General features: G+C 65.9%; 25 protein-coding genes. 10 read left to right on the top strand and 15 right to left on the bottom strand.

Going from position 1 to position 26,772, the window contains the following annotated elements; all coding sequences use genetic code 11:
* Positions 1-7 precede the first annotated feature (7 nt).
* From BMW87_RS33755 to BMW87_RS33720, 8 genes are all read left to right on the top strand, one after another.
* Positions 8-982, top strand: coding sequence for a sterol desaturase family protein (locus BMW87_RS33755; RefSeq protein WP_093082773.1), 975 nt, complete (start codon positions 8-10; stop codon positions 980-982).
* 50 nt (positions 983-1,032) lie between these two features.
* On the top strand, positions 1,033-1,923 hold the full coding sequence (locus BMW87_RS33750) for an EI24 domain-containing protein (RefSeq protein ID WP_093082771.1): 891 nt from the start codon (positions 1,033-1,035) through the stop codon (positions 1,921-1,923).
* Entirely contained in the window at positions 1,920-2,720 is an 801-nt protein-coding gene (locus tag BMW87_RS33745) for a competence/damage-inducible protein A (protein WP_177192914.1), read from the top strand. Before BMW87_RS33750 ends, BMW87_RS33745 begins: the two co-directional genes overlap by 4 nt.
* Before the next feature lie 146 nt (positions 2,721-2,866).
* Positions 2,867-4,282, top strand: a complete 1,416-nt coding sequence (gene glnA / locus BMW87_RS33740; RefSeq protein WP_093050193.1) for a type I glutamate--ammonia ligase — start codon at positions 2,867-2,869, stop codon at positions 4,280-4,282.
* 153 nt (positions 4,283-4,435) lie between these two features.
* Entirely contained in the window at positions 4,436-4,945 is a 510-nt protein-coding gene (locus BMW87_RS33735) for a hypothetical protein (RefSeq protein WP_093050195.1), read from the top strand.
* 2 nt (positions 4,946-4,947) lie between these two features.
* On the top strand, positions 4,948-6,027 hold the full coding sequence (gene glnL, locus BMW87_RS33730; protein WP_093050198.1) for a nitrogen regulation protein NR(II): 1,080 nt from the start codon (positions 4,948-4,950) through the stop codon (positions 6,025-6,027).
* Between the two features lie 27 nt (positions 6,028-6,054).
* On the top strand, positions 6,055-7,587 hold the full coding sequence (gene ntrC / locus BMW87_RS33725) for a nitrogen regulation protein NR(I) (protein WP_093050201.1): 1,533 nt from the start codon (positions 6,055-6,057) through the stop codon (positions 7,585-7,587).
* 190 nt (positions 7,588-7,777) lie between these two features.
* Positions 7,778-8,797, top strand: a complete 1,020-nt coding sequence (locus BMW87_RS33720) for a patatin-like phospholipase family protein (RefSeq protein ID WP_093082766.1) — start codon at positions 7,778-7,780, stop codon at positions 8,795-8,797.
* Between the two features lie 27 nt (positions 8,798-8,824).
* Here the strand turns inward: BMW87_RS33720 and BMW87_RS33715 are convergent, their stop codons facing one another.
* The 6 genes from BMW87_RS33715 to BMW87_RS33690 all read right to left on the bottom strand — a co-directional run bounded on the left by BMW87_RS33715 (position 8,825) and on the right by BMW87_RS33690 (position 13,625).
* Entirely contained in the window at positions 8,825-9,334 is a 510-nt protein-coding gene (locus BMW87_RS33715) for a hypothetical protein (RefSeq protein ID WP_093082763.1), read from the bottom strand.
* Between the two features lie 4 nt (positions 9,335-9,338).
* Positions 9,339-10,124: an exodeoxyribonuclease III gene (xth, locus tag BMW87_RS33710; RefSeq protein WP_093082802.1), complete on the bottom strand. Its 786-nt coding sequence runs from the start codon at positions 10,122-10,124 to the stop codon at positions 9,339-9,341.
* Positions 10,125-10,334: 210 nt separating this feature from the next.
* Entirely contained in the window at positions 10,335-10,553 is a 219-nt protein-coding gene (locus tag BMW87_RS33705) for a hypothetical protein (RefSeq protein WP_093082761.1), read from the bottom strand.
* A 150-nt stretch (positions 10,554-10,703) separates the two neighbouring features.
* Complete coding sequence (locus BMW87_RS33700; RefSeq protein ID WP_093082759.1) at positions 10,704-11,390, bottom strand: RraA family protein; 687 nt, start codon at positions 11,388-11,390, stop codon at positions 10,704-10,706.
* A gap of 22 nt (positions 11,391-11,412) precedes the next feature.
* Complete coding sequence (locus BMW87_RS33695; RefSeq protein WP_093082757.1) at positions 11,413-12,399, bottom strand: Bug family tripartite tricarboxylate transporter substrate binding protein; 987 nt, start codon at positions 12,397-12,399, stop codon at positions 11,413-11,415.
* Positions 12,396-13,625, bottom strand: coding sequence for a pyridoxal phosphate-dependent aminotransferase (locus tag BMW87_RS33690; protein WP_093082754.1), 1,230 nt, complete (start codon positions 13,623-13,625; stop codon positions 12,396-12,398). The genes BMW87_RS33695 and BMW87_RS33690 overlap by 4 nt, the downstream gene beginning before the upstream one ends.
* Before the next feature lie 102 nt (positions 13,626-13,727).
* On the opposite strand from BMW87_RS33690, the gene BMW87_RS33685 reads away from it, so the two are divergent.
* Positions 13,728-14,732: a LysR family transcriptional regulator gene (locus tag BMW87_RS33685; protein ID WP_093050221.1), complete on the top strand. Its 1,005-nt coding sequence runs from the start codon at positions 13,728-13,730 to the stop codon at positions 14,730-14,732.
* Positions 14,733-14,750: 18 nt separating this feature from the next.
* On the opposite strand, the gene BMW87_RS33680 is transcribed toward BMW87_RS33685, so the two are convergent.
* From BMW87_RS33680 to phnD, 4 genes are all read right to left on the bottom strand, one after another.
* Positions 14,751-16,817: a histidine phosphatase family protein gene (locus tag BMW87_RS33680; protein ID WP_143062659.1), complete on the bottom strand. Its 2,067-nt coding sequence runs from the start codon at positions 16,815-16,817 to the stop codon at positions 14,751-14,753.
* A gap of 244 nt (positions 16,818-17,061) precedes the next feature.
* Positions 17,062-17,901, bottom strand: a complete 840-nt coding sequence (phnE, locus tag BMW87_RS33675; protein ID WP_218149814.1) for a phosphonate ABC transporter, permease protein PhnE — start codon at positions 17,899-17,901, stop codon at positions 17,062-17,064.
* On the bottom strand, positions 17,898-18,704 hold the full coding sequence (gene phnC, locus BMW87_RS33670) for a phosphonate ABC transporter ATP-binding protein (protein ID WP_093082749.1): 807 nt from the start codon (positions 18,702-18,704) through the stop codon (positions 17,898-17,900). Before phnC ends, phnE begins: the two co-directional genes overlap by 4 nt.
* Positions 18,701-19,570: a phosphonate ABC transporter substrate-binding protein gene (gene phnD / locus BMW87_RS33665; RefSeq protein WP_093082747.1), complete on the bottom strand. Its 870-nt coding sequence runs from the start codon at positions 19,568-19,570 to the stop codon at positions 18,701-18,703. The genes phnC and phnD overlap by 4 nt, the downstream gene beginning before the upstream one ends.
* Positions 19,571-19,686: 116 nt before the next feature.
* On the opposite strand from phnD, the gene BMW87_RS33660 reads away from it, so the two are divergent.
* Positions 19,687-20,574, top strand: a complete 888-nt coding sequence (locus tag BMW87_RS33660; RefSeq protein WP_093082744.1) for a LysR substrate-binding domain-containing protein — start codon at positions 19,687-19,689, stop codon at positions 20,572-20,574.
* On the opposite strand, the gene BMW87_RS33655 is transcribed toward BMW87_RS33660, so the two are convergent.
* The 5 genes from BMW87_RS33655 to BMW87_RS33635 form a co-directional block, all read right to left on the bottom strand.
* Positions 20,567-21,478 (bottom strand): LysR substrate-binding domain-containing protein, encoded by a 912-nt coding sequence (locus BMW87_RS33655; protein ID WP_093082742.1) that lies wholly within the window; start codon positions 21,476-21,478, stop codon positions 20,567-20,569. The genes BMW87_RS33660 and BMW87_RS33655 overlap by 8 nt on opposite strands.
* A gap of 82 nt (positions 21,479-21,560) precedes the next feature.
* Positions 21,561-23,711, bottom strand: a complete 2,151-nt coding sequence (locus BMW87_RS33650; protein ID WP_093082739.1) for a phosphocholine-specific phospholipase C — start codon at positions 23,709-23,711, stop codon at positions 21,561-21,563.
* A 22-nt stretch (positions 23,712-23,733) separates the two neighbouring features.
* Positions 23,734-23,979, bottom strand: a complete 246-nt coding sequence (locus BMW87_RS33645) for a hypothetical protein (RefSeq protein WP_093082737.1) — start codon at positions 23,977-23,979, stop codon at positions 23,734-23,736.
* Positions 23,980-23,992: 13 nt separating this feature from the next.
* Entirely contained in the window at positions 23,993-26,236 is a 2,244-nt protein-coding gene (locus BMW87_RS33640) for a LamG-like jellyroll fold domain-containing protein (RefSeq protein WP_256217026.1), read from the bottom strand.
* Positions 26,237-26,469: 233 nt separating this feature from the next.
* Positions 26,470-26,772: aldehyde dehydrogenase family protein (locus BMW87_RS33635; protein ID WP_143062621.1), on the bottom strand; the 303-nt coding region annotated here is incomplete at its 5' end.

Here is a 26,772-nt window from a genome sequence, read left to right as displayed (position 1 = left end):
TTTCGCCGTGATCGATTGGCTGACAGACGCTTTTTCCGCCATGCAGGGCTGGTTCTTCGAGGCCGCCGTGCAGCCGCTGGTCTACGCCGTCGGCCTCGGCGGCTGGACCGAGGATGCCTTCGACGCGACCGGCTGGCTGCTGGTCGGCGTCATCCAGATCCTGGTGCTGCTGGCGATCATCGGGCCGCTGCAGCGCTGGCGATCGGTGGAGCCGGTGGTCGACCGCCACGCGATCCGCATCGACATGCTCTACACGCTGATTCACCGGCTTGGCCTGTTCCGGCTGGCGATCTTCTTCACGCTGCAGCCCTTCTTCGACGATGCGATGGGCAGCCTGCGCACGGCGGGGTGGGGCACCTTCCACCTCGACGAAGTGTGGCCCGGCGTGACCGACGTGCCGGTGGTCGCCTTCGCCATCTATCTCGTGGTGCTCGACTTCGTCGGCTACTGGATCCACCGCGGCCAGCACCAGTTCAACTGGTGGTGGGGCCTGCACTCGCTGCACCACTCGCAGCGCCAGATGACGATGTGGAGCGACGACCGCAACCACCTGCTCGACGACATCGTTCACGACACGCTGATCGTCATCGTGGCGCAGCTGATCGGCGTCGCGCCGGGGCAGTTCATCGCCTTCGTCGCCTTCACGCAGCTCAGCGAAAGCCTGCAGCACGCCAACCTGCGGCTGAGCTTCGGCGCCATCGGCGAGCGGCTGTGGATCAGCCCGCGTTTCCACCGGTTGCACCACAGCATCGGGCTGGGGCACGAATCGAACGGCAGGAGCACGCTCGGCGGCCACAACTTCGGCGTGCTGCTGCCTTGGTGGGACATGCTGTTTCGCACCGCCAACTTCGAGGACCGCTACGACCCGACCGGCATCCGCGACCAAGTCGAGGCCGATGCCGACGGCCGCGTGCGCGAATACGGGCGCGGTTTCTGGGCCCAGCAGTGGCTCGGCCTGAAGCGAATGGTCGGTCGCGGTTGAGGGGCTCCGGCCCCTGAACGGCTCGTCCGAGGCGTTATCCTCGCTGCTCAATGCGCCTGCTCCTCGACTCCTTCTGGCGCGCGGTCGCCTATTGCATGCTGCCGCGCGTGATCGTGCTGTCGCTGCTTCCTTTGGGGTTGATGGTGGTGCTGGCCGCGGGGCTCGGTTATTTCTACTGGGACTCCGCCGTGACCTGGACACGCGGCGCGCTCGATGCCTGGCCGCTGCTGTCGAGCTTCTGGGCGTGGATTGGCCGTCTTTTCTCGGGTGACGTCACTTTCGCGCTGGCGTCCCTGGTCGTGGTGTTCGCCGCCACGCCGCTGATCGTGGTGGTCTGCCTGCTGATCGTGGCCGGCTTCATGGCGCCTGCGCTGACCAGGCTCGTGGGCGAGCGGCGTTTTCCCTCGCTCGAGCAGAAAAAGGGCGCTTCGTTCTTCGGCAGCGTCGCGCGTTCGCTCGGCGTCACCATCCTGGCGCTGATCGCCCTCGTGGTGTCGATGCCGCTGTGGCTCATACCGCCGCTGGTGCTGATCCTGCCGCCGCTGATCTGGGGCTGGCTCACCTACCGCGTGATGAGCTTCGATGCGCTGGCCGAGCACGCCAGCCCCGAGGAGTGCGCCGCGCTGCTGCGCGCGCACCGGCTGCCGCTGCTGTGCATCGGCGTGCTGTGCGGCTACTTGGGCGCCGCGCCCAGCATCGTCTGGGCATCGGGCCTGCTGTTCGCCGCGGCCTTCTTCGTGCTGGTGCCGATCGCCATCTGGATCTACACACTGGTCTTCGCCTTCTCGGCGCTCTGGTTCGCTCACTACTGCCTTGACGCGCTCGCGCGGCTGCGTGCCCAGCGCGCTGTGACCGAGGCATCGGCCGCCAACGGCACAACACCGGCCCTCGAAGCCGAAGAGGCCAGCAAGGCCGCTCTTTCCCAATGGGGTTCACCATGACACGCGCATTCGGTCTCATCGTCGTCGGCGACGAGATCCTTTCCGGCAAGCGGGCCGACAAGCACATGGCCAAGGTCATCGAGCTGCTCGCCGCGCGCGGCCTGCAACTGAGCTGGGCCGAATACGTGGGCGACGAGCCCGCGCGCATCACGGCCGCGCTGGCGCGCGCCTTCGCCTCGGGCGACATCGTCTTCTCGACCGGTGGCATTGGCGCCACGCCCGACGACCACACCCGCCAGTGCGCCGCCAAGGCGCTGGGCGTGCCGCTGGCGCTGCACCCCGAGGCCGAGCTGCTGATCCGCGAGCGCATGCAGGACACCGCGCGAGAGCAGGGCGTGCCCTACGAGCCCGACCGGTCCGACAACGTGCACCGGCTCAACATGGGCGTGTTTCCGCAGGGCGCCGCGCTCATCTACAACCCGTATAACAAGATCCCCGGCTTCAGCGTCGGCGACGTGCACTTTGTGCCGGGCTTTCCCGTCATGGCCTGGCCGATGATCGAGTCCGTGCTCGACGGCCGTTACGCCGAACTGTTTACCCGCAATGCCGTCGCCGAGAAGTCGGTGATCGTTTTCGGTGCCATGGAAGCCACGCTGACGCCGCTCATGCAGGCCATCGAGGCCACCCACGTCGGCATCAAGGTGTTCAGCCTGCCGAGCGTCGATCACCCCGAATACGGCCGCCACATCGAGCTGGGCGTCAAGGGTGACCCCGGCCGGCTCGATGCCGCCTATGTCCAGCTGATCGAAGGGTTGCACACCTTTGATGCCAAGCTTGGTCCAGAATTGGTGCGTTAATGCTGAACGCACCAATTTGGTGAAATTCCGCCTTCATTTGGGGTTTGCGGCGGCCACTAAAGCCTCATCGAGTGAGGTGACAATGGCACAGAAACTGCATCCCTCGTCCCTGTATTCCTAACCACCATCCAACTCAGGAGAAACTGATGGCAAAGACCGTCGCCGATGTACTCAAGCTCGTCAAGGAAAACGAGGTCAAGTTCGTCGACTTCCGCTTCACCGACACCCGTGGCAAAGAGCAGCACGTGACCGTGCCGGTCTCGGCTTTCGATGAAGACAAATTCACCTCGGGCCACGCATTCGACGGCTCGTCCATCGCTGGCTGGAAGGGGATCGAAGCTTCGGACATGCAGCTCATGCCCGACCCGAACACCGCCAACATCGACCCCTTCTTCGAAGAAACGACGCTGATCCTGACCTGCGACGTGATCGACCCCGCCGACGGCAAGGCCTACGAGCGCGATCCGCGTTCGCTCGCCAAGCGCGCCGAGGCATACATGAAGGCTTCGGGCCTGGGTGACACCGCCTTCTTCGGTCCGGAACCCGAATTCTTCGTGTTCGACGGCGTCCGCTGGAAGAACGACATGTCGGGCTGCTTCGTGAAGATCGACTCCGAAGAAGCCTCGTGGAACACCGACAAGGAATACGAGCACGGCAACACCGGCCATCGTCCGGCAGTCAAGGGCGGCTACTTCCCGGTTCCCCCGGTCGACAGCTTCCAGGACATGCGCTCGGAAATGTGCCTGGTGCTCGAATCGCTCGGCATCCCGGTCGAAGTGCATCACCATGAAGTGGCCAACGCCGGCCAGATGGAACTCGGCACCAAGTTCAGCACGCTGGTCCAGCGCGCCGACTGGGTCCAGCTGCAGAAGTACGTGATCCACAACGTGGCCCACGCCTACGGCAAGACCGCCACCTTCATGCCCAAGCCCATCGTCGGCGACAACGGCTCCGGCATGCACGTGCACCAGTCGGTCTGGAAGGACGGCAAGAACCTGTTCGCCGGCGACGGCTATGCAGGCCTGTCGGACTTCGCGCTGCACTACATCGGCGGCATCATCAAGCACGCCCGTGCCCTGAACGCCATCACGAACCCCGGCACCAACAGCTACAAGCGCCTGGTGCCCGGCTTCGAAGCCCCGGTGAAGCTGGCCTACTCGGCCAAGAACCGCTCGGCCTCGATCCGCATTCCGTTCGTGGCCAACCCGAAGGGCCGCCGCGTCGAAGCGCGCTTCCCCGATCCGCTGATGAACCCGTACCTCGGCTTCGCTGCGCTGCTGATGGCCGGTCTCGACGGCGTGGAAAACAAGATCCATCCGGGCGAAGCCGCCAGCAAGGACCTGTACCACCTGCCGCCGGAAGAAGACGCGCTGATCCCGACCGTCTGCCACAGCCTCGACCAAGCCCTGGAATACCTGGACAAGGACCGTGCGTTCCTGACCAAGGGCGGCGTGTTCACCGATGCGTACATCGATGCGTACATCGATCTGAAAATGCAGGAAGTCACGCGCTTCCGCATGGCGACCCATCCGGTCGAGTTCGACATGTACTACTCGCTGTAATCGAGCGAAGTACAACCTCACCAATCCATTGGCGGGGATGTAATGAAAAAGGACGGCCACGGCCGTCCTTTTTCAATGGAGTGGAACATCTTGTCACTGGTGGCATCGAATTGCACGAAAATGCACCTTTGTCGCCGCCCTCCACCGATACACATGAAGACTGCTTCTCTCATTTTCCTGGCCGGTTCATTGATCGCGCTGCCGGCGCTCGCGCAGGAACGCGTCTGGCGTTGCGGCAACGAGTACACCAACAACGCCACCATCGCCCAGCAGAAGGGCTGCAAGGTCATGGAAGGCGGCAACGTCACGGTCGTGCAAGGCACCAAGTCTTCGGGCGGTGGCTCTGCGTCGTCCGGTGGCTCTTCCGCGGCGCGTGCGCCGGCGGGCAGCCCGCGTGTCGAAGGCGTCGACCAGCGTGCCCGTGACGGCGAGGCTCGTTCGGTGCTCGAGTCTGAGCTCAAGAAGGCCGAGGCGCGCCAGGCCGAGCTGCAGAAGGAATACAACAACGGCGAGCCCGAGAAGCAGGGCAGCGAAGGCCGCAATTACCAGAAGTACCTGGATCGCGTCGCCGAAATGAAGGCTGAGCTGGCGCGCAACGAGAGTGACATCGCCGGCATCCGCCGCGAAATCGGCCGCCTGCCGAACAAGCAGCAGCCGCAGTAGTCATGGTGTTCGGGAAGAAGGCGACCGGCGCCAATCCGCGCTTCCAGTCCTTCGACCTGCTGTCCACGCTGATCGCGGTGGTCAACAGCAACGGCTCCGTGCTGTTCGCCAACGCAGGCCTCGAAGACGCACTGGGCACTTCGCGCCGCACGCTCGAAGGCTCGCAGTTCGGCGCGTGTTTTCACGAGCCGCAGGTGCTGCGCACGGCCATCGACGGCGCGAGCAGCAACGACTTTGCAACGCTGCGCTACGAAGCCTTCCTGCGCCGCGTCAACCACGAGCTGATGCCCGTGCAGGTCACGCTTGCGCAGGGCGACAAGAAGGGCGAGCTCATCATCGAGATGTCGCCACTCGAGCAGCAGGTGCGGCAAGACCGCGAAGAGCGCCTCATCGACCAGGCGCAGGCCAACAAGGAACTCATCCGCAACCTCGCGCACGAGATCAAGAACCCGCTCGGCGGGATCCGCGGCGCGGCGCAGCTGCTGCAGATGGAGGTCGAATCGCGCGACCTCATCGAATACACCCAGGTCATCATCCACGAGGCCGACCGCCTGCAGACGCTGGTCGACCGGCTATTGGCGCCGCACCGCCGCCCGCACGTGGTGGGCGACGTCAACATCCACGAGGTGTGCGAGCGCGTGCGCTCGGTCATCCTCGCGGAGTTTCCGCGCGACCTGCACATCGAGCGCGATTTCGACGTGTCCATTCCCGAGTTCCGCGGCGACCGCGAGCAGCTCATCCAGGCCACGCTCAACATCACGCACAACGCGGCGCAGGCGCTGACCGAGCGCCGCGCGGCAGGCGACGCGCAGATCACTTTCAAGACGCGCATAGCCCGTCAGGTGATCTTCAACAAGCAGTGGTATCGACTGGCACTGGAATTGCATGTAATCGACAATGGACCGGGTGTGCCGGACACGATCAAGGACCGCATCTTCTATCCGCTGGTATCGGGCAGGGAAGGCGGGACAGGGCTGGGATTGACGCTCGCGCAAACTTTTGTGCAACAGCATCACGGCGTGATCGAGTGCGACAGCGTCCCGGGCCGAACCGATTTCAAGATATTGATACCGCTGCCCTAGCGCAGCCACCGGCAACAGAGGAGATGCATGAAGCCGATCTGGATAGTTGATGACGACCAATCGATTCGCTTCGTGCTCGAGAAGGCTCTATTGCGCGAAGACCTGCCCACGCGCAGTTTCACGAACACGCGCGAGGTGCTGGCAGCACTCGAACAGGCCGCCGACGACGATCAGCAAGGTCCCCAGGTTCTGGTGAGCGACATCCGCATGCCCGGCGGTTCCGGGCTCGATCTGCTGGACAAGATCAAGGCCAAGCACCCCGGCCTGCCCGTCATCATCATGACGGCCTTCTCCGACCTCGACAGCGCCGTTTCGGCCTTCCAGGGCGGCGCCTTCGAATACCTGCCCAAGCCCTTCGACCTGCCGCGTGCGGTCGAACTCATCCGCCGTGCCGTCGATGAAAGCCAGCGCGAGGAAGTCGCCGAAGAACGCATGGTCGCGGCGCCCGAAATGCTCGGCCAGGCTCCTGCGATGCAGGACGTGTTCCGCGCCATCGGCCGGCTTTCGCAGAGCAACGTTACGGTGCTCATCACCGGCGAATCGGGCTCGGGCAAGGAACTGGTGGCGCGTGCGCTGCACAAGCACTCGCCGCGCGCCAACGGCCCCTTCGTTGCGATCAACACCGCGGCCATTCCCAAGGACCTGCTGGAGAGCGAACTCTTCGGCCATGAGCGCGGCGCCTTCACCGGTGCGCAAACCATGCGCCGCGGCCGCTTCGAGCAGGCCGAGGGCGGCACGCTGTTTCTCGACGAAATCGGTGACATGCCCTTCGACCTGCAGACGCGCCTGCTGCGCGTGCTGAGCGACGGCCATTTCTACCGCGTGGGCGGCCACAACTCGGTCAAGGCCAACGTGCGCGTCATCGCGGCCACCCACCAGGACCTGGAGCAGCGCGTCAAGCTCGGCGGCTTCCGCGAAGACTTGTTCCACCGCCTCAACGTGATTCGCCTGCGCCTGCCGGCACTGCGCGAACGCGGTGAAGACGTGCCCGCGCTCACGCGCCACTTCCTGCAGGTGAGCGCGCGTCAGCTGGGCGTCGAGCCCAAGCGCATTTCCGATGCGGCGCTGGCCAAGCTCGCGGCCTTCGGCTTCCCGGGCAACGTGCGCCAGCTCGAGAACATCTGCCACTGGCTGACCGTGATGGCGCCGGCCCAGCTGATCGAAGCGAAGGACCTGCCGCCCGAGGTGATGGCCGTCGGTGCAGGCGCTGAGACTCTCCACGTGCCCGAAGCCGCGACCGTCGCGCCGACCGCAGCGGCCCAGCCCGTGGCGTCGCTGCCAGTTGCAGGCAGCGAATCGGCGCCTGCGCACGCCGTCTCCGAGCCCGCTGAAGCCCATGCGGGCGTGAGCAGTTGGGAAAGCGGCCTGGAGCACGAAGCCCAGGCCTTGCTCGCGGCCGGCCGCACCGATGTGTGGGATGTGCTCTCGCGCCGCTTCGAGTCGAGGCTGATCCTTACAGCCCTGGCCAACACGCGCGGCCGCCGCATCGAGGCCGCGCAGAAACTGGGCATCGGGCGCAACACCATCACCCGGAAGATCCAGGAACTCGGCATCGAATAAAAAAGGCCCCTTGGGGCCTTTTTTATTACCGGCTGGACTTATCCAGTCAGCCGTACCGGTGCAGAAGATCGCCCATCCCTCGTTCAAGTGATGCGCTGCTCCACCAATTGACTCACATTCCGGCCTGAGACCAAGGAGCATCCGGGCCCGCGCGCCGCGGGTACCGTCCACTCAAGCAAGGAGCGTAGCCATGTCTTTCAAGATTCTCTGCTGCGACGGCGGCGGTATCCGCGGCGTCATCACGGCGATGCTGATCCAGGACCTGGACAAGAGTTTCGGCATCGTCGCAAGTGCGAATGGTTTCGCCGGCACGTCCACCGGCGGCCTGATCTCGCTGGGCCTGGTGAACAACGTGAGCATCGACAAGATCGTCAGCGTCTACCAGAACGATGGCTCCACCATCTTCAAGCCCAACGGCTGGCTGCTGGACGCACAAGCCAAGCAGCAGGACCGGGCACCGGCGCAGTCGACAGAAGACCTGCTGGGCAGCGGTCCGGGCATCTTCAAGTGCCAGTACGTCAACACCGGCTTGCAATCAGTCGCCCAGCAGCTGGTGGGTAGCGGCGGTGCGCTGTCCTCGGCGAGCCGCTTCGTCGCCGTCAACTCCGCGCGGCTGTGGGATGCGAACCAGAACAGCTGGGCGCCGTGCACCATCTCCAACGGCCAGAGCAACGCCTACCGCGGCATCAGCATGGTGGACGCCGCGCTGGCCACCTCGGCCGCGCCAACGTACTTCCCGCCGTACCAGATGGGCGACTTCGGCTACTTCGCCGACGGTGGCACCTTCGCCAACAACCCCTCGATGACGGCGATCGTGGAAGCAATCTACCAGGGCTGCGCCACCGCCCCGTCGGACATCGTGATGCTGTCGCTGGGCACCGGCGTCAATCCGGTGGGTGTGCCGCCCAGTTCCGTGTCCAACCCGCTGGACTGGGGCGTCACGCATTGGCTGTGGCCGTTCAGAGACGGCGTGGTGCCGGCTACTGCGCTGCTCAACCTCACCATGGATGCCACCGCGGAGCTGGCGGCGACCCAGGCCGGCCAGCTGCTCGGCAACAACTACATGCGCGGCAACGTACCGCTGGCCCAGCCGTTCGGCCTGGACGACTACAAGAACGTGGGCGAGTTGGTGAGTGCGACGCAGAAATACATCGAGAGCTCGCCCGAGTGGGCGGCGGTGCGCAGCTGGGTCCAGCAGAACTGGACTTGAGCGAGGCGAGCGACGCCGGCGGCGTGACTATCGGCTTCGCTGGCCCAGGGTCAGCGAATCGATCTGGAACTTTCCGCTCTTGTCCCAGAGCCAGGTATCCACGTACGTATGGGCGCCGAGCTTGCCGGGGTTCGGCAAGGGCGACGTGGCCTTGATCAGCTCGGCAATCATCGGCGGCACTTCGGGTGCATGGCTCGGCGTGCGGCTGAAATCGACCCTGATCACCTTGCCCGTCGCGTCGATGTCGGTTTCGACCACCACCACCGCATACACCAGCGGCGGAATCTTGCCCTTGTAGATGCGGCTCGCGTACTTGTTGTAGATGTGGCGCGCGCCGATCTTGCGGTAGGTCCGCACGGCCGGCGTCTGCGCGGTGATCAGCCGCACCGTCGGCACGTCGCGTCCGGACGCGGTCTCGTCCGCAGGCGAGGTTGCAGCGCTCTTGCCGCCTTCTTCCGCCTTGTCGCCGGGCTTCAGCAGCGAGCAGGCCGTGAGCGTCAGCGCGACGGCCACGATTGCGAGGTTGCGTATGGTCATGGGCTCAGGCACCCTGCTCGAGATCGAGCACCACCGGCGCATGGTCGCTCGGCTTTTCCCATTTGCGCGGCACGCGGTCGATGATGCAGCCCTTCACGCGCGGCACCAGCGGTTGGCTCACCAGGATGTGGTCGATGCGCAGCCCGCGGTTCTTCTGGTAGCCCAGCATGCGGTAGTCCCACCACGAATAGCTCTTCTCGGGCTGCTCGAACATGCGGAAGCTGTCCGTCAGGCCCAGGTCGAGCAGCGCCTTGAAGTGGTTGCGCTCTTCCGTCGTGTGATGGATCGTTTCCTTCAGGCCCACCGGGTCGAAGCTGTCGCGGTCTTCCGGCGTGATGTTGAAGTCGCCCAGCAGCACCAGGTTCGGGTTGGCCGCCAGCTCCTGGCGCAGCGAGTCGCGCAGTGCGTCGAGCCACTTCATCTTGTATGCGAACTTCTCGCTGCCCGGCTCCTGGCCGTTCACGAAGTAGCCGTTGACCACGCGCAGCGGACCCGAAGGCGTCTCGACCGTGGCCGCGATCACGCGCGACTGGTCATCGCTGAAGCCAGTGATGTTCTTCACCACGTCGCGCACCGGTGCAAGGCTGAGAATCGCCACGCCGTTGTAGGTCTTCTGGCCGAACACCGCGGCCTCGTAGCCGGCCGACTTCAGCACCTCGAGCGGGAACTTGTCGTCGGTCATCTTGAGCTCCTGCAGGCACAGCACGTCGACCGGGTTGGCAATGAGCCAGTCGAGCACGTGCTGCAGGCGCGCAGTGAGGGAATTGACGTTCCAGGTGGCTATTTTCATGGGTTTGCTGACTTGTTGATTGCCAATGATCTTTGCGTCGCGCGCGGCGCAGCGCTGCATTTGGCCGGTCAGCTTAGCAAAAGCACTCGACCTCTCCGAGTGCAAGGCAGGTAAGTGGGCGCAACAGTAGTTCGGGGCAGGCAGGCGGGCACGCCGGGGTGTGCTCCGGTTTCTTCGGCCACAGGCGCCCGGACGGCGAATGCGATGCGGCTACTCCGGCGCAGCAGCGGGTGCCTGGGATTCCTGCGCCTGCTGCAGGCCTGGTTGCTGCGGTGCGTCGACCGGAGCGGCCGGCCCGCATGCACTGCGGTTCCTGATCGCGATGCCTTTGACGAGGTGGCGGGGCACGTGGTGTGTCCTTATCAACTGCGCCAGCGCCTCGCTGCGTGCTGGTTCGCATACCGGTAGAAACATGTGCAATGAGCTCATGGTGTCGTCCAGTGAACGCCAGAAAAGAAAGCTCGGATCTGAAAGAGGAGGGGACGGCGGCCTCTGGCGTGGCCGGCGGACATTATGAGCGCCTGATTTCCGCTGTGCGCAATCGCCCTCCCGGCGCAGATGCCATCGGTCGAATGCTGCCTACAGCGTCTCGTTTTCCTTGAGCACGCCCGCCTTGCGCAGGGCGGAGTCCAACCACTTGGCCGCCGTGTCGCCTTTCCTGATGGCCTCGATGCGTGCGGCTTCGTCCTCGACCTTCTGCTTTGCGGCCTGAAGAAGCACCTCGACTCTTTCCCGCTCGACCACCACCACGCCGTCGGCATCGGCCACGACCAGGTCGCCTGCACGCACGGCCACGCCGCCCACGGACACCGGATGCCCGATGCGGCCCGAGGCCAGCTTCGTCGGGCCGTTGGGATTGGTGCCGACCGAGAAGACGGGAAAGTCCATCTCGTCGATCTCGACGCTGTCGCGCACCGCGCCGTCGATCACCACGCCGGCGATGCCGACCTGCCGGCAGGCGTTCATCATGATCGTGCCCATCAGGGCGGCGCTCTGGTCGCCCTTGCCGTCGATCACCAGCACGTCGCCGGGCTTTGCCAGCGCGATGGCGGCGTGGATCATCAGGTTGTCGCCCGGCCGCACTTCGACCGTGAGCGCACTGCCGACGAGCGTCATCCGGTGGCGCAAGGCCTGGATGCGGCCGTGCAGGGCGCCGCGGCGGCCTGCCACGTCGGCAAGGATGGCAGGCTGGAACGCCGAGGCCTGCCGGACCAGATCGGAGGGAACGCGCTCGAAGTCGCGAATGATGTCGGGTAGCTGGTTCATCGTCTGTCTCTCGTTCTCTTTCTTACTCGGCCTTGACGTCGGCGTCCTTCACCACGCGGCCCCACTTGCGCTTGTCGGCAGCCAGGAAGGCGCGGAATTGCTCGGGGGTGCTCCCTACGGGCTCCAGGCCGTCGGCAGCGAGCCGCTTGGAGATCTCGGGCATCGCGAGCACCTTGGCAACTTCGCGCTGGATGCGCTCGACGACGGCCGGCGGCGTGTTCTTCGCCGCGCAGATGCCTGCCCAGGTCACGGGGTCGAAGTCGGGAACGCCGGCTTCCGTCACGGTCGGAATGTCCGGAAAGGCCGCCAGCCGGCGCGGGCTGGCCACAGCCAGCGCGCGGAGCTTGCCGGCGCGTGCGTACTGCATCGAGCTGACGGGCTGGTCGAAGATCATCGAGACCTGGCCTGCAATGAGGTCCGTCATGGCCTGGCCAGTGCCTTTGTAGGCCACGTGAACGATGTCGATGCCTGCGCGGCTCTTCAGCATCTCGCCCGCAAGATGCCCGCCGGTGCCCGTGCCCGAAGAAGCGAAGTTGATCTCGCCGGGCTTCTGCTTGGCGTATGCAACGAGCTCCTTGACGCTCTTCACCGGCAGGGTCGAATTGACCAGCAGCATGTAGGGCGCGTTGACGACTTGCGTGACCGGTGCGATGTCCTTCTCTGGATCGAAGGGCATGCTCTTCAGGATGTACGGCTGGATCGACAGGGTTCCCGTGGTGCACATCAGCAGCGTGTGCCCGTCCGCAGGCGCGCCGAGCATGGCCGATGCCGCGATGTTGCCGCCGGCGCCGGGACGGTTTTCGACCAGCACTTGCTGCCCGAGCCCTTCCGCCAGCTTCGGCGCGATCAGGCGCGCCACGACGTCGTTGGAACCGCCGGGCGAAAAGCCGACGAGGATCTTCACCGGTTTCGACGGAAAGGCATCTGCAGCCCACGCAGGGGTTGCGCCAAGCCAGACGGTGCCCGCGGCAAGGGCCGGCAGCAGCTTCAGAAGAGGTTGGAGTTTCATTGCAGTTCCTGGTTGATGGCTTGGCCCGAGAGTTCGTCGCGCGCCCGCGCAATGCGGCGGCACCCTTCCAGCAGCTGCTCTGTGCTGGCGGCGAACGAAATGCGGAAATGTGTCGGCACGCCGTAGGCACTGCCTTGCAGCGCCGCCAGGTCCTGCGAATCGAGCAGGTGCATCACCCAGTCGTCGCTGCTTTCGATTGCGACGCCCTTGTGCGAGCGAAGACCGAACAGCGCGCTGCATGACGCGAAGATGTAGAACGCACCGTCGGGCGCTGCGCAATGGATGCCGTCGATGGCATTGAGCGAGGCAACCACCATGTCGCGCCGCTTCTCGTATTCGCGCCGGTTCGAGGCAATGGTGTCCTGCGGCCCCGTGAGCGCGGCGACTGCCGCAGCCTGTGCGATCGAGTTCGGCCCGGAGGTGCTCTGCGACTGGAGCTTGACCATCGCCTTGATCAGCGCCGAAGGCCCGGCGCCGTAGCCGATGCGCCAGCCCGTCATCGCGTAGGCCTTGGAAACGCCGTTCACCGTCAGCGTGCGGTCCTTGAGATCGGGCGCCACCTGGGCCATGGTGGCGAACTCGACGTCGCCATAGATCAGGTGCTCGTAGATGTCGTCGGTCAGCACCCAGACGTGGGGGTGGCGCCGCAGCACCTCGGCCAGTGCCTGGAGCTCGGCACGCGTGTAGGTCGCCCCGCTCGGGTTGTTCGGCGAGTTCAGCATCAGCCAGCGCGTCTTGCCGGTGATGGCGCGTTCGAGGTCGGCAGGCTGCAGCTTGAAGCCCGATGCCGCCGGGCAGTCGACGAAGACGGGGACGCCGCCGGCCAGCAGGGCGATGTCCGGGTAAGACACCCAGTAGGGCGCCGGCACGATCACCTCGTCACCCGCCGCGACCGTGCACATGAGCGCGTTGAAGATCACCTGCTTGGCGCCGGTGCCCACGATGATCTCGCCCGGTGTGTAGGCCAGCTCGTTCTCGTTCAGGAACTTGCCGGCAATGGCTTCCTTCAGCACCGGCGTGCCGCCCACGTCCGTGTAGCGGGTCTGGCCGTCGGTCATGGCTCGGATTGCCGCTTCCTTGATGTGCCCGGGTGTCTCGAAGTCGGGCTCGCCCGCGGTCAGGCCGAGGATGTCTCGACCCATCGCGCGCAGCTCGCGCGCCCTCTGGCCGGCCATGGAACTGGGGGATGGTTTGATTCGATTCAGGCGTGGTGCAATGTGAAGCATGCACGCAGTATCAAAGTCCGGCTGCCGCAGGACAAACGAGAAATCGGAGGGGCGCAGTATTCCTTTTTTTCCTGCAGAGCCATGGGCGTACATTCCGCTGGCATGAACTTCACTTTCAAGCAGCTGGAGGCCTTCCTCTTCAGCGCCAAGCTCCAGAGCTTCAGTGCCGCGGCGGTGAAGCTGCATACCACGCAGTCGGCCATCTCCAAGCGCCTGGCGGAACTAGAGGAATCGCTCGGTGGCCCCTTGCTGCATCGCACCTCCCACGGCCTGGAGCTGGCCCAGGCTGGCCGGGAGCTGCTGCCGCTCGCGGAGGAAGCGCAACGGCTCTGGCAGCGCATCGAGCACGACATCAGCCTCGACAAGACGCTGCGCGGCACCTTCCGGGTGGGCGTGACGGAGCTGATTGCGATGACCTGGCTCACGCGCCTGATCCAGCTGCTGCAGAAGCTGCATCCCCAGGTCACGCTGGAGCCGGTGGTGGACGCGGGGCTCACGCTCTTCGAACGCCTCGAAGCCAACAAGCTCGACCTGACCATCATGCCCGGCATCTTCTGGGGCCAGGCCTTCGAATCGATCAAGGTGGGGCAGGTCGACCAGGCCTGGATCGCGAGCCCGCGGCTCGACATTCCCGCGCGGGCATTGAAGCCGCACGAGTTTGCCGACTACCCCGTGATCGAGCAGCCCGCCGGCGCCTCGAAGAACAGGTTCTACGAAGCCTGGCGCGCGGAGCACGGCTTCCGCTTCGGCAAGGTCATGCTGACGAACAGCACGACTGTTCTGCGCGAACTGACGATCAGCGGCTTCGGCATCAGCCAGCAGGCGCTCGACTATGTGCGCCCGGACATCAAGAGCGGCCTGCTGCGTGTGGTGAAGAGCGACCCCATGCCGCCGCCGCTGGTCTACAGCGCGGTCTACCGGCGCGACAACTCCAGCCCCGCGCTGGCGCGCATCGTCGAGCTGGCCGTCAAGACTTGCGATTTCACCTTGCGGGCGAGCCAGCACGACGTGGCCCCGGCGCGCCCACCGCGGGGCTCGGGCGCGACGCTGAGGCAACGCTCGCTGCGCCAGGGCGTGAAGACGCCCGCCAGGAAGACCAGGAAATAGATGCGGGGAGATGCGGGGCTACTGGGCCACGTGCCCGTAGCAGGCCTTCAGGCCCGTGTAGTCGTAGTAGTGCGCCGTGCCCGCAGCCTTGGCGCCATCGCAGGCCGCCTTGAAGTCGGTTTCCTTCTCGTTGTAGAGCATGCGCACGAGCAGTTTTCCGCCGCCGTCGGCGAACACGTCCCACTGCATGTTGGCCGCCATCGGCGAGACGTAGTCGCCGCGCCACGTGTTGCTGTCGTAGCTGAAGCTGGAGGCCTCGGGCACGCTCTGGTCCTCGCCCTTCAGGCCCATGCGCACCGCGAAGGGCATCATGATTTCCGCGTGCGTGAAGCGCAGCTTGGCCGCGTGCGAGCGGTCGCCCCTGGCGATTGCATCGACTTCGTTGAACATGTCGTCGACCAGGATCTGCGACATGCGCGAGGTGATGTCGCCTTTCTCCGTCATGCCGGGGCCCTTGTCGTAGAAATCGGAGCCGTCGTTGAGCGCGGCGAAGAACTTCGCCTGCGCTGCCGGCATGTAGGCCGTGAAATCGACGCCGGCCTCGCTGCGCATCGCGGGTGCGATCACATACAGCTCGTACAGCAGCGCGCCTGCGTCGCCGGGCGACTTGATCGATGTCTTGCCGTCGCCGCTCAGGCTGGGCGCGAACTTGCCGTCGTCGCTCGTGTAGCTGAAGCTGCCGCTGTTGGAAAAGCTGTACGTGCCGTTGGCGATCTTGTCGACGAAGCTCCTGGCGAACAGGCGCTCCAGCAGCAAGCGGCCGGCGGCCGCGGCCTCGGGCGTGACAGTGAGCCCGCTCTGCTTGGCGAGCAGGTCGGCATCGTTGCTCTTGTAGTTCTGGTAGGCCAGGCTGGCCTGGTAGGTCGTGTAGAGCGGATCGGTGGTGTTCGTTACGAGGTCGGTCGCCTTCACGAGCTTGTGGAAGTACAACAGGAAGCGGTTGGTGCCCACCGGCTGGCTCACGGCCGTGCCGTTGTCGGGGTAGGGCGCCGGTGCCGGCGGATAGGTCAGCAGCGGTGCCAGCGCAGGCTGAGTCGCCTTGAGCGACTGCACGAAGAAATTGCCGCTGTCGACCGCGCGGTCGACGCCGGAGGTCACCGTCACGATCTGGCGCGGGGCGGAGCCGGCGTTGTCGCCGATCTGCTTCCAGTAGGCCGGCAGGCGCTGAACCAGCCTTGCCGCAAGCTGCGTGTGCTCGTTGATGCCAACCTGCGTCTCGTTGCCGTAGCCGGGCGTGCTGATGCCGGCCACGCCATAGCCGAGCAGGAAGTTGGCCTTCATGATCTTCAGCACGTCGGGCCCGAGCTTCTCGCCCAGTGGCGTGAGGGCGCCGTCGTCTTGTGCCTTCTTCCACATGTTGTAGACCGCAAGGTCGTACTTGAGGCCCGAGAGCCCGCGCGAGCCGTGGCGCGCAACCACCTCGGTGTAGACCGGCGAGAAGCCCGCGGGCGCCGCCTCGTAGGTGCTGACATCCTGCTGCGGGCGGTACGGCGCCTTGGTCTGGTAGTAGCGGTCGGTCAGGGCGGCGGCCGTTACCACCGCCTTGACGTCGTCAGTGTTCGCGGCCGATGCGAGCGCATCGCGGATGCGCTGCAGGCCTTCGTCGGAAGCGGCCTTGAGCGCGGCCTTTGCAACAGGGTCGCTCTCGGTGTTGATGTCACCGAGCAGCTTCGACGCGACCACGCCGACAGAGATTGCCACCTTGCCCGCAGCGGTCTTGAAGTCGAGCCCGTTGGCTTCCATCTCCGCGACCACCGCGGTCGATTCGAAGTCGACAACGCTCGGCGCTTCCTTCGGCGCACGCAGCACGAGCGCTGAAGTCACCGGCTTGGATGAGGGGATGGACGGCTCGAGCTCGGTGGCATCGGTGCCGATCTCGGCCACGATGCCCGCGCCCGAGCCGGCAAGCGTGAAGCCGCCCTGCTTGTCCGATCGGGTGGCCGGTTCGCCCGCATCGCAGCGGCCGTTGGAGTTGAGGTCCAGGCAGACCTTGGCGTTGACGAAGTAGCTGCCGACCACGACCCCGCTGGTGCTGGTGGTCGTTGTGCTGCCCGGCGTTGTGGAAACCCCGGCGGCCGGAGGCAAGACGAAAGAAGAACCGCTGTCTCCCCCTCCGCATGCAACCAGCAGGAGCGCCGAGAGACTGAGACAAGAAACCGGCACGAGGGCCAGGGCGCGGCGAAGCGGAGAAGTAGGCTGCATGAGAGTCACGGACGAGCGAAAGGGGTGGAGCTTTCAGCGCGTGCGTGACATGGCGGTGACTGACAGAGCGCAGCAGAAGGTGGTCAGGTCCTGGTCAGCTGGCCAGGCTGGCACTGGCCACGCGCGGTCAATGCCGTCCGCTGCGCTGGATGCGGTGGCGCAGTTGACTGGAAAGCGTGTCCGCAACGATCACCATCACGGTGATGACGATGATGCAGGTGGCTGTCTCGGGATAGCGAAAGAGCTTGAGGCTGCTCACCAGCTCGAAGCCGAGCCCGCCGGCGCCGACCATGCCCAGCACCGTCGCCGAACGCAGGTTCACCTCGAAGCGGTAGAGAACCACGGCGATCCACGCAGTGACGACTTGCGGCAGCACACCGAACACGATGACCTGCAACGGCCGCGCGCCGGTCGCTCGCAAGGCTTCGAGCGGCCCTTGGTCGATTTCCTCGATGGCATCCGCGAAGAACTTGCCCAGCATGCCCGCGCCATGGAGCGCCAGCGCCAGCACACCGGGAAACGGCCCCAGGCCCACGGCCGAGACGAACACCAGTGCCAGGATCAGTTCGTTGATGCTGCGCACCACGTTCAATGCCTGCCGCGTGCTCTGGTAGATCCACCGGTTGCTCTGCAGGTTGCGCGCGGCCAGGAACGAAAGGGGAATGGCGGGTAGCACGGCCAGCAGCGTTCCCCACACCGCGATCTGCACGGTCTCGAGCGCGGGTGCGACGAGGCGGCTGAGGATGTTCAGGTCGGGCGGCAGGGTGCGGCCGAGAAAGTCCAGGATCTGCGGCAGGCCCGCTGCGAGTTCCGTCCAGCTGAGCTGGGCTCCGGCGGCGCTCCATTGCAGCGCCCAGGCCACGATGCAGAGTCCGATAAGCAGGTTGAACCAGCCGCGGCGCCCTTCGGGGAGCGGGCCGGTCCAGGCGTATCTGGTCGATGCGGTCTTCATGTTCGTCATGTTCATCCTTGCGTGCCGGCCATCGAGGGCATGACCAGTGCAGTCGGGGTGCTGGCTGCGTCCTTCCGGTCGACGGCCGGTTGCGGCATGTTGTAGATGCGATCGATGTCGTCCTGCCCCATGGCCTGCGGCACGCCATCGAACACGACGCGGCCTTGCGCGAGCCCGACGATGCGGTCGGCAAACTCGCGCGCGTAGTCGACCTGATGCAGGTTGCACAGCACGGTGATCCCCAGGTCGCGCGAGGCATCGTGCAGGTACTGCAGCACCTTGCGCGAGGTCTGCGGGTCGAGACTGGCAACCGGTTCGTCCGCGAGGATCAGCCTCGGTCGCTGCGCAAGCGCACGGGCGATGCCCACGCGCTGCATCTGGCCGCCCGACAGCGAATCGGTGCGTTCATGCGCCTTGTGCGCAAGGCCCACGCGGCCCAGGCACTCGTGCGCCAGCGCGATGTCTTCGCGGCTGAAGAAGTGCATGACCGAAGCGAGCGTCGACACTGCACCCAGGCGGCCGGTCAGCACGTTCTTCAACGCGCTCAGCCGCGGCACCACGTTGTGGTGCTGGAAGATCATTGCGACACGCTGGCGCAGCGCGCGCGTATCGGCGCACTGCACGGCATCCATGCCGTCGACCTTCAGTTCGCCGCCGTCCGCCACGGCCAGGCGGTTCACGCATCGCAGCAGGGTCGATTTGCCGGCACCCGACTCGCCGAGCACCACCACGAACTCGCCCGCAGCCGCGTCCAGGTCAACGCCGCGGAGCACGGCGTTGTCGCCGTACTGCTTGGTGAGCCGCCGGATGCGGATCACTTCATGCTCCGCAGATCGAGCTTGAGCACCTTGGCGGTGTCGCGCACGACGTTGTAGGCCGCGTCGTTCGTGGGTTGGAAGCCGTTGAGCACGCCCTGGTCGCCCCACGGCAGGTCCTTGACGTTGGCCAGGGCCTTCGCGATCTTTGCCTTCAGCGCCGGATCGAGGTCCTTGCGCCAGACCATCGGCGATTCGGGAATCGGGTTAGACGACCAGACGATCTCGAGCTCGTCCGCTTTCACCTGGCCCTTGGCGATGGCGCTCGCGAGGATGCGGTCCGCCACGGCTGCGGCATCGACCTTCTTGTTGGCCACGGCGAGGATGCTGGCGTCGTGCGAGCCCGAGAAGATGACGCGGCTGAAGAAGGTCTCTGGGTCGTAGCCGGCCTGCAGCAGGCCCGCCTTGGGGAACAGGTGGCCGGACGCGGAGGTCGGGTCTACGAAGGCGAAGGTGCGGCCCTTCAGGTCGGCGGTCTTGGCGAGGCCGCTTTCCTTGCGCGTAATGATCACGCTCTTGTAGGAGCTCTGGCCGGTCTTCTTCGTGACGGCCACCGCGAAGGCTTCCACATCGGCGATCTGATTGGCCAGCACGTACGAGAACGGGCCGAGGTAGGCCACATCGAGCTTCTTCGAACGCAGGGCTTCGATGACGCCGTTGTAGTCGGTGGCCACGAAGGGCTTGACCGGCATGCCCAGTTGCTGCTGCAGGCTGTCGAGCACCTGGCGGCTGCTCTCGATCATGGCCTGCGAGTCCTCGGCCGGAATCAGGCCGATGGTGAGCGGTGGCGCGGCCAGCGCCGGCATGGCGGCGACGGTGGACAGGGCGAGGGCGATCAGGCTTCGGCGCAGGCGAAAGACGGGGCTCATGGGTGGTGCTCGGTGGGGTGAAGGTTGGGAATTAGCGCAAGACTAAGAACGCCATGTGACAACGAAATATCAAATCGATCACGTATTTGTCACGCATCTATTGAGACAATCTATGGATGTCAGCAGCCAGACTCCGTGCTTTTCTCGCCGTGGCCCAGCACGGCAGCTTCAGCGCAGCCGCGCGTGCCGTGGGCCTGAGCCAGCCGACGCTCACCACCCAGGTCCAGGCCCTTGAGCGCCAGCACAACGTCGTGCTCTTCCATCGCCAGGGTCACCGCATCGAACTCACCAGCGTGGGCGAGCGCCTTCTACCCATCGCGCGGCAGATCGCTTCGCTGGAGCAGGACTCGTACAACCTCCTTCACGACAGCGGCGACCTCCAGTCCGGCGAACTCAAGCTCGGGGCGGTCGGCCCCTTCCACGTCATCGAGATGGTCGATGCCTATCGCAAGCGCTACCCGCGCCTCGACGTCTCTATCCGCATGGGCAATTCGTCCTCGGTGTTCAAGGACCTGGAGGAATACGCCGTCGACATCGGCGTGCTGGCGCGCTTCCATGAGGCGCCCGGCTTCAGTGCCACGCCGTATGCGCGGCACGCACTCATCCTGTTCGTGCATCGCGACCACCCCTTCGCGAGCCGCGGCCAGATCCGGCTGGACGAGTTGCACGGACAGCCGATGCTCCAGCGCGAAAGCGGCTCGAGCACGCGGCGCGCGCTCGACGAGGCTTTCCAGCGCGCGGGCGTCCGTCCGAAGCTCGCCATGGAAATCGGAAGCCGCGAGGCCATCCGTGAAGCGGCCGCGCGCGGCATCGGCATCGGTGCCGTCTCGGAGGCGGAGTTCATTCCGGACGAGCGCCTGCGCACCGTTCGCATAGAGGGCGACCCCGCCGTGACGCACACCTACCTCTATTGCCTCCAGATCAGGCGCGAGAGCCGCGTGCTCGCATCTTTCTTCGACGTGGCGCTGAAGCTGCGCAAGGGGCTGCAGCCTGCGGCTACCTGAGCGCTGAGGAGGCAAGCGACGGCATCGATCCTCCGCGAGCCTGCAGGCGGGCGTCGATCGCATCGAAGAACGACGAGATCAGCCGACTCTCCCGACGCTCGCGCAGGCAGCACACGTGAATGTGCGTGGAGACGACATCGCCTTCGATGCGCACCGGCCTCAGGCGCGGATCGGGCACGTATTCGGACTGCGAGACGGTGCCGATGCCAAGCCCCCTGGCCACGGCTTCGCGCAGCGCCTCGCGGCTTCCGATTTCCATCGCGACCTGCACGGTCACCCCCTGCGCGATCAACGCGTCCTCCAGCGCCTTGCGGGTCGTGGAGGCGGGTTCGCGCATCAGCAGCGGTTGTCCCGACAACTCCTTCAGCGCGATCGACTTGCGCTTGGCGAACGGATGATCGACGTGCACGAACACGATCACCGGGTACTGCGCGTAGAGCTGCGTGTAGTAGCGCTCGTCGGGAAACCGGCTTGCCAGCACGCCCACGTCGCTCACGTATTTGTCGAGCGCGTCGAGGATCACTTCGGAATTGCCCAGCGTGATGGAGATCTTGATGCGAGGGTGGACCGCGTGGTACGCCTCGATCATCTCGGTGACATGAAAGGGCCCGACCGCGCCGACCTTCAGCGATCCGTACCGCAGCTTGCCGCTGTCGTCCAGCAGCGAACTCATGTCGCCTTCGAGCGCGATCATGCGTCGGGCCAGGGGCAGCATCTCCAGCCCCAGCGCCGATAGTTCCACGCGCCGGCCGCGGCGGTGGAACAGCTCGGCACCGTATTCGCGCTCCATCATCTGGATCTGCGAATTGAGTGTGCTGTGGCTCATGCCCAGCGTGCGCGCGGCGGCTGTGAAGCCGCCCTCTTGCGCGACGGCGATGAATGCGCGAATCTGGTTGAGCGTCACTGCAGGGTCTCCCGGGCCACTGGGTCGTCTGAAAGGGCGCCATGATGCCGGGCGATCATGATGGCCGCGTGTAAGCCGCTGGCTACGTGGCCGCGACCCCCATGGCCGGATCGCTCACGCCGTCCTTGCCGGTCTCCAGCCGCCCCGCGAAGCGCCGTTCGAAGCTGGTGCCCATGGTCAGCGTGAAGTCGTACCAGCTGTTGGTGCCTGCGAGCGACCATGACGGCTCCACCTGCATGCCGGGCGCCACGGTGTAGGTCCAGGGGCCGTCTGTGCGGTACGCGTTGGCGCCGACCGTCACGGTCGCTGGGGCGTTGCCCATGTTCATGATCGTCAGGTACACCGAGTTGCCGCTGCTGTCGTAGCACACGCGAACTTCCGGGTTCGGCCCGCTTGCCAGCGCGCCGAGGTCGCCCTTGAAGCGCCGGTGATAGCCGTTGGGCCCGAGCACCCACAGGCTGTACTTGCCCGTGTTGTCGGCCACCGCCGCCCAGGCGTCGGAAATCATCTTGCCGGGCTCCACGGTGAAGCGCCTGGGGTAGCGCGACAGGTTCAGCTCGTCGTACACATGGAACACGGCGCCTTGCGTGCCCGTGTTGCTGAACGTGAGCCACACCTGGCCGTTGGGCAGGTCGACGTTGGCGCTGGTGTGCAGGTGATACGGCAGCGCACGCGAAGGCCGCAGGGCGAGAGCCTGCGAAGGCAGCGGCACCGAGCCCGCCGCAGGCACCGGCACGCCGGGCGCGGCCACCTGCTGCGACAGCGTGGCATCGGCCTGCGCCTTGGTCGGTGCCGTCACCAGCGCGGGCTTGGCGCTGTTGGGGTTGCGGAAGTCGAAGCACGACATCAGGTCGCCGAACACCGTGCGGCGCCACGGGCTGATGTTGGTCTCGCGCACGCCGAAGCGCTGCTCCAGGAAGCGCAGCGTCGAGGTGTGGTCGAACACCTGCGAGTTGACCCAGCCGCCGATGCTCCACGGAGAAATCACCAGCATCGGCAGCCGCACGCCGGCGCCGAAGGGCTTGCCGTCGGGCGTGCGCTTGCTCGAGTCGCCGGGCGGCGGCGGCATCGTGTAGTACTCGTTGGTGATGTCCGCCGTCGACTTGCCGGCATAGGTTCCGTCCGCGTTGCGCCACGGCGGGGCCGGCGGCGGCATGTGGTCGAAGAAGCAGTCGTTCTCGTCGAAGTTGATGATGAGCACGGTCTTGCTCCACACCTCCGGATTGGCGGTGAGCATGTCGAGCAGCGTCTGGATGTACCACGCGCCCTGCTGCGGAACCGACATGCTCGGATGCTCGCTGTAGGGGCCCGGCGCAACGATCCAGCTCACCTGCGGCAGCGTGCCCGCGGCGATGTCGTCTGCCACGGCCTGCAGGTAGCCGCCGTCGGGCATGGTGTTGCCGAAGCCCTTGTACAGCGGCGACTGCGCTTCGATCGCAGGCGAGTACGCCACATTCGGTGAGCCTTGCGACCGCAGTTGCTCGTCGACGGCGCGATAGGAGGCGAACGCCACCAGCTGGTTGTTGTTGCTGTTGTTGCCCGGCCTGTTGTAGACCTTCCAGCGCACGCCGGCGGCCTGCAGTCGCTCGGGGTAGGTGGTCCAGGTCAGGCCATCGGTGGAGGGCCCCAGGCCGCCCCAGTTGGCGTTGGTCACGCAGGCCTGGCCGGCCACGTTCGCACCGTTCGTGCCGCTCCACAGGAACATGCGGTTGGTGAAGGTGCCCGTGTGGATCGACGTGTGATACGCGTCGCAGATGGTGAAGGCATTGGCCAGCGCCCAGTGGAACGGCAGGTCGGACTGCTGCAGGTAGCCCATCGAGATCTTGGTGTTCTTGGCTTTCGGCCATGCCGCCATGCGCCCGCCGTCCCACGCAGACTGCTGGTCGCCCCAGTCGTGCGCGCCGCCGACGCGCAGCGCGTTGCCCTTGGTCGCATCGAGATAGAACGGCTGCACTGCGTCGGCGGTGCCCTGCTGCAGCCACACGGGGTTGCCCGAAGCCATCGGAATGGTGAAGCGGTCGCTGAAGCCGCGTACGCCGGGCATGGTGCCGTAGTAGTGGTCGAAGGAGCGGTTCTCCTGCATCAGGATGATGACGTGCTCCACGTCGTTGATGGTGCCCGTCGCGTTGTTCGCCGGAATGGCAAGCGCGCGCTGGATGGCGGGTGGAAACGGGCCGAGTGCGGCGCCGGCCGCGGCGGCGCGAAGGAAGGAGCGGCGGTTGAATGGAGTCATGGTTGTTGCAATTGACGTGCCTTCAGGGCGCGCAGTTGAGCTTCGAGTTCGGGAGCGTTGGCGGCAGGTCGGTGCCGGCGGCCGCGCAGCTCGCGCAGGGCGCCGCCACGATCGGAACCTCGGCAGGCGCCGCGCCGTCGCCGGTTGTTGTTGCGGCAGCGACGGGCAACTGCAAGCTGGCCCCGCCGCCATCGCTGCCGCCACCGCATCCGGCGATGGACAGGCACGCAACACCTGCTGCAAGGAAGAAGCAGAAGCTGGATTTCATGGTGCGCGCCTCCTCAGTTGACCGGCAGCGTCGACAACGGCTTGTTCGACAGGAAGATCGATTGCAGCTCGGCATCGGTCAGCACGCGGTTCCACATCGCCAGGTCGCCGAAGTGGTGCTGGTACGTGGGCGCGGTTGCGCACTTGCCGGCGTAGTACGGCGGCGTGACGGTGCCGTTGCACTTGTTCATCAGGAATGTGCCGGTGCCGTCGTCGCCGATGCCCCACTGCGGAAACGGCGAGAGCTTGGAGAGATCGACCGACCCCGTCGACTTGCCCACGGCCACGCGGTTGGTGGTGCTCGTCACCGGATCGAACACGTACATGTTCATGGTCTTGGCCACGCCGTCGACCGAGAAGGCGATGTACACCCAGCGGTTGACGGTGATCTGCGTGTAGGGGCTGGTCGGCCCGTCCGCACGCACGCCCCCGCCGGAGCCGATGTTGAATGCCACGCCGCACTGGTTGCCCGAGCTGGCGAACAGGCCGATGGCAACGCCGGCGTTGCCGCCGCTCACATAGCTCTTGTTGGAGACGATGGTCACGTTGTTGGTGGCAACGCACGATGGCGTCTTGAACCAGAGCCCGATGGTGAATTGCGGTGCCGTGCCCTTGGAGATGTCGAAGCCATCGGCCGGCGTGAGACGGTAACCCTCGACGCCGTTGGTGTTGACGAAGTTCGTGTCCACCAGCAGGCCGTTGGTGCCTGCGAACGGACCCGGCACCACGAGGCCGGCTGCGGGCGGAAGGTCGCTCGCGGCGGGCCCCATCGTGCTGTGCGCCATCGCATCGACCGGCGGCAGCGTGGCGCTGAACGGGTAGTAGGAGACCAGTCCGTTCTTCAGCGTCGGCGCCAGCGGAACCGGCGGAACGTAGGACACGAGTGGTGAGAGCACTGCCCTCGACGCGGCGTCCGCGCCGTCGCCGGCCTGCACCGTGTAGCTGAGCTGGTACGTGCCCTTGGCGCTCAGCACTTGCGAGAGCTGGTTGTCGGTGTACGTGGCGGTGCCCGCAGGCAGGTTCGAAGCGATGACCTGTCCGTCGCGCACGACCGTGATCGCGCCCTTGGCCGGAGCCGTCCAGTTCAGCACCACGCTCGCGCTGGAGGAGTTGTTGTCGGCCACCGATGTGGTCAGCTGCGACACGGCCTGCGCTCCGGTCAGCGGGCTGCCGTCCAGCGCGTAGGTCTTCGCGTCCGGCAGTGCGCCCAGGTAGCCGAGCACGGTCGGCGCAACGTCGGCGATGCTGGCGTTCGCATACAGGTCGATCAGCTTCTGCGGCAGCGCTGCGCCGACGCCTTGCGTTCCCATGTTCGCGGGCTGGTTCAGGCCGATGAAGGTGCTCGACTCGGGCACCAGCGGCAGGCCGTCGTCCTGGCTGTTGGCGCTGAGCCCGTGGTTGCCGGTCACCACGACGAGCCATCGGGTGTTCGGGCGCTTCGACGTGGCGTCGACGAGTGTGCCGACCGCCTTGTCGAGCTTGGCCAGCGTGCCTGCGTACTGCGTGGAGCCGAGCCCGAAGTCGAGTGCGGCATCCTTCATTGCGCGGTACTGCGCGAGCACCGTGGCGTAGTCGCCGCCGATCAGTTGCGTGGCTTGCGTGGTCACGCAGTCGGTGGCGGTCGTATCGCCGGAGCAATCGGTGAGCGAGTCGAGGTAGCCGCTGTCGTGGTCGGAAGACAGCAATTGGGCCAGCCCCGACGAAGCGACGGCCGCGCCGTTCGGCCCCGTGTTCTTGCCCTTGGTCAACTGGAACACGGTAGCGCCGCGCACCGCCTGCTTCGGTGCTTCCGACATCACCTGGTGGCGGCTGGCCCAGGTGCCGGTGAGCAGCGTCGCCCAGCCGGGCGTGTCCAGCGTGGGTTGCTGGCTGGGCGTGCCGGCCATGCCGCCGCTGTAGGCCAGCCTCACTTCGAGCTTGGCGAGGTTCGGCAGCGTGCCGCCGGCGATGCCGCTTTGCACTGCGGCGTAGGTGGCGCCGTCGAGGTCGATGACCAGCGTGCGGTTGGCGAGCGGCGTCGATGGTGCTTCGGGCGACGTGGGGGCGGGTGATGACGGGGCCGGCAATGCAAGCGCCGCGCCGCCTGAACCGCTGCCGCCACCGCAGCCGCTCAGTGCGGCAACGAGCGCGGTCGTGAGCGCGAAGGTGCGCGTCCATCCGGTGGCGCGCTGGCACGTGCCTATCGGGTCTGGTGCCTTGCGCGCCCGCATGGCGGCGCCTGGGGGAATGGCTTGGGGAATGAAGTGCTCGACTGACATTTTTTTCGGCTGCCTCTGGTGGGGGAGTGGTCGAATTACAGAAGAGCGGGGTGACGTGCCAGCGACGAAAGCCCATGGGTATTTCGATAGTCCTGTCGGCTTTTTCGTCAGATCGAGGCGCATCCACGCGCGCGACTTCGGCGTCCCTGGCAAGGGACGCAAGACGATGGAGAGTGCGATGCGGTGGGCGGCCAGGGCCTGGCTCCCGGTGTATCCGGGAGCAGGCCTCGAGCTCACCAGGGCAACGAGTAGGTCTTGGTGTTGGTAAAGCTCTTCATGGCCTCGAGCACGCCTTCCTTGTATCCGAGGCCCGAGTCCTTGATGCCGCCGAAGGGCGTGAGCTCCAGGCGGTAGCCCGGCACCTCGCGCACGTTGACGCTGCCCACGTTCAGCTCGCGGATGAAGCGCGTGATGTAGTCCATGCGGTTCGTGCACACCGCCGACGACAGCCCGTAGGCCGTGCCGTTGGAGATGCGGATCGCCTCCTCGATCGTCCTGAAGCGGATCACCGGCGACACCGGCCCGAAGGTCTCGTG

Origin of the sequence: Variovorax sp. OV084 (assembly GCF_900111625.1) — a bacterium.
Lineage (GTDB): Bacteria > Pseudomonadota > Gammaproteobacteria > Burkholderiales > Burkholderiaceae_C > Variovorax.
The sequence above is the reverse complement of the archived record's forward strand: the minus strand, read 5'-3'. Positions and strand labels throughout refer to the sequence as shown.

What these genes read in the sequence shown, in the direction of transcription:
- BMW87_RS33650 (WP_093082739.1), bottom strand. Translation starts at nt 23,711, where the DNA reads ATGACTCCATTCAACCGCCGCTCCTTCCTTCGCGCCGCCGCGGCCGGC.
- glnL (WP_093050198.1), top strand. Translation starts at nt 4,948, where the DNA reads ATGGTGTTCGGGAAGAAGGCGACCGGCGCCAATCCGCGCTTCCAGTCC.
- BMW87_RS33645 (WP_093082737.1), bottom strand. Translation starts at nt 23,979, where the DNA reads ATGAAATCCAGCTTCTGCTTCTTCCTTGCAGCAGGTGTTGCGTGCCTG.
- BMW87_RS33690 (WP_093082754.1), bottom strand. Translation starts at nt 13,625, where the DNA reads ATGCTTCACATTGCACCACGCCTGAATCGAATCAAACCATCCCCCAGT.
- BMW87_RS33700 (WP_093082759.1), bottom strand. Translation starts at nt 11,390, where the DNA reads ATGAACCAGCTACCCGACATCATTCGCGACTTCGAGCGCGTTCCCTCC.
- BMW87_RS33750 (WP_093082771.1), top strand. Translation starts at nt 1,033, where the DNA reads ATGCGCCTGCTCCTCGACTCCTTCTGGCGCGCGGTCGCCTATTGCATG.
- BMW87_RS33720 (WP_093082766.1), top strand. Translation starts at nt 7,778, where the DNA reads ATGTCTTTCAAGATTCTCTGCTGCGACGGCGGCGGTATCCGCGGCGTC.
- phnE (WP_218149814.1), bottom strand. Translation starts at nt 17,901, where the DNA reads ATGAACATGACGAACATGAAGACCGCATCGACCAGATACGCCTGGACC.
- BMW87_RS33685 (WP_093050221.1), top strand. Translation starts at nt 13,728, where the DNA reads ATGAACTTCACTTTCAAGCAGCTGGAGGCCTTCCTCTTCAGCGCCAAG.
- BMW87_RS33660 (WP_093082744.1), top strand. Translation starts at nt 19,687, where the DNA reads ATGTCAGCAGCCAGACTCCGTGCTTTTCTCGCCGTGGCCCAGCACGGC.
- phnD (WP_093082747.1), bottom strand. Translation starts at nt 19,570, where the DNA reads ATGAGCCCCGTCTTTCGCCTGCGCCGAAGCCTGATCGCCCTCGCCCTG.
- ntrC (WP_093050201.1), top strand. Translation starts at nt 6,055, where the DNA reads ATGAAGCCGATCTGGATAGTTGATGACGACCAATCGATTCGCTTCGTG.
- BMW87_RS33715 (WP_093082763.1), bottom strand. Translation starts at nt 9,334, where the DNA reads ATGACCATACGCAACCTCGCAATCGTGGCCGTCGCGCTGACGCTCACG.
- xth (WP_093082802.1), bottom strand. Translation starts at nt 10,124, where the DNA reads ATGAAAATAGCCACCTGGAACGTCAATTCCCTCACTGCGCGCCTGCAG.
- BMW87_RS33705 (WP_093082761.1), bottom strand. Translation starts at nt 10,553, where the DNA reads ATGAGCTCATTGCACATGTTTCTACCGGTATGCGAACCAGCACGCAGC.
- BMW87_RS33640 (WP_256217026.1), bottom strand. Translation starts at nt 26,236, where the DNA reads ATGTCAGTCGAGCACTTCATTCCCCAAGCCATTCCCCCAGGCGCCGCC.
- BMW87_RS33745 (WP_177192914.1), top strand. Translation starts at nt 1,920, where the DNA reads ATGACACGCGCATTCGGTCTCATCGTCGTCGGCGACGAGATCCTTTCC.
- BMW87_RS33695 (WP_093082757.1), bottom strand. Translation starts at nt 12,399, where the DNA reads ATGAAACTCCAACCTCTTCTGAAGCTGCTGCCGGCCCTTGCCGCGGGC.
- BMW87_RS33735 (WP_093050195.1), top strand. Translation starts at nt 4,436, where the DNA reads ATGAAGACTGCTTCTCTCATTTTCCTGGCCGGTTCATTGATCGCGCTG.
- glnA (WP_093050193.1), top strand. Translation starts at nt 2,867, where the DNA reads ATGGCAAAGACCGTCGCCGATGTACTCAAGCTCGTCAAGGAAAACGAG.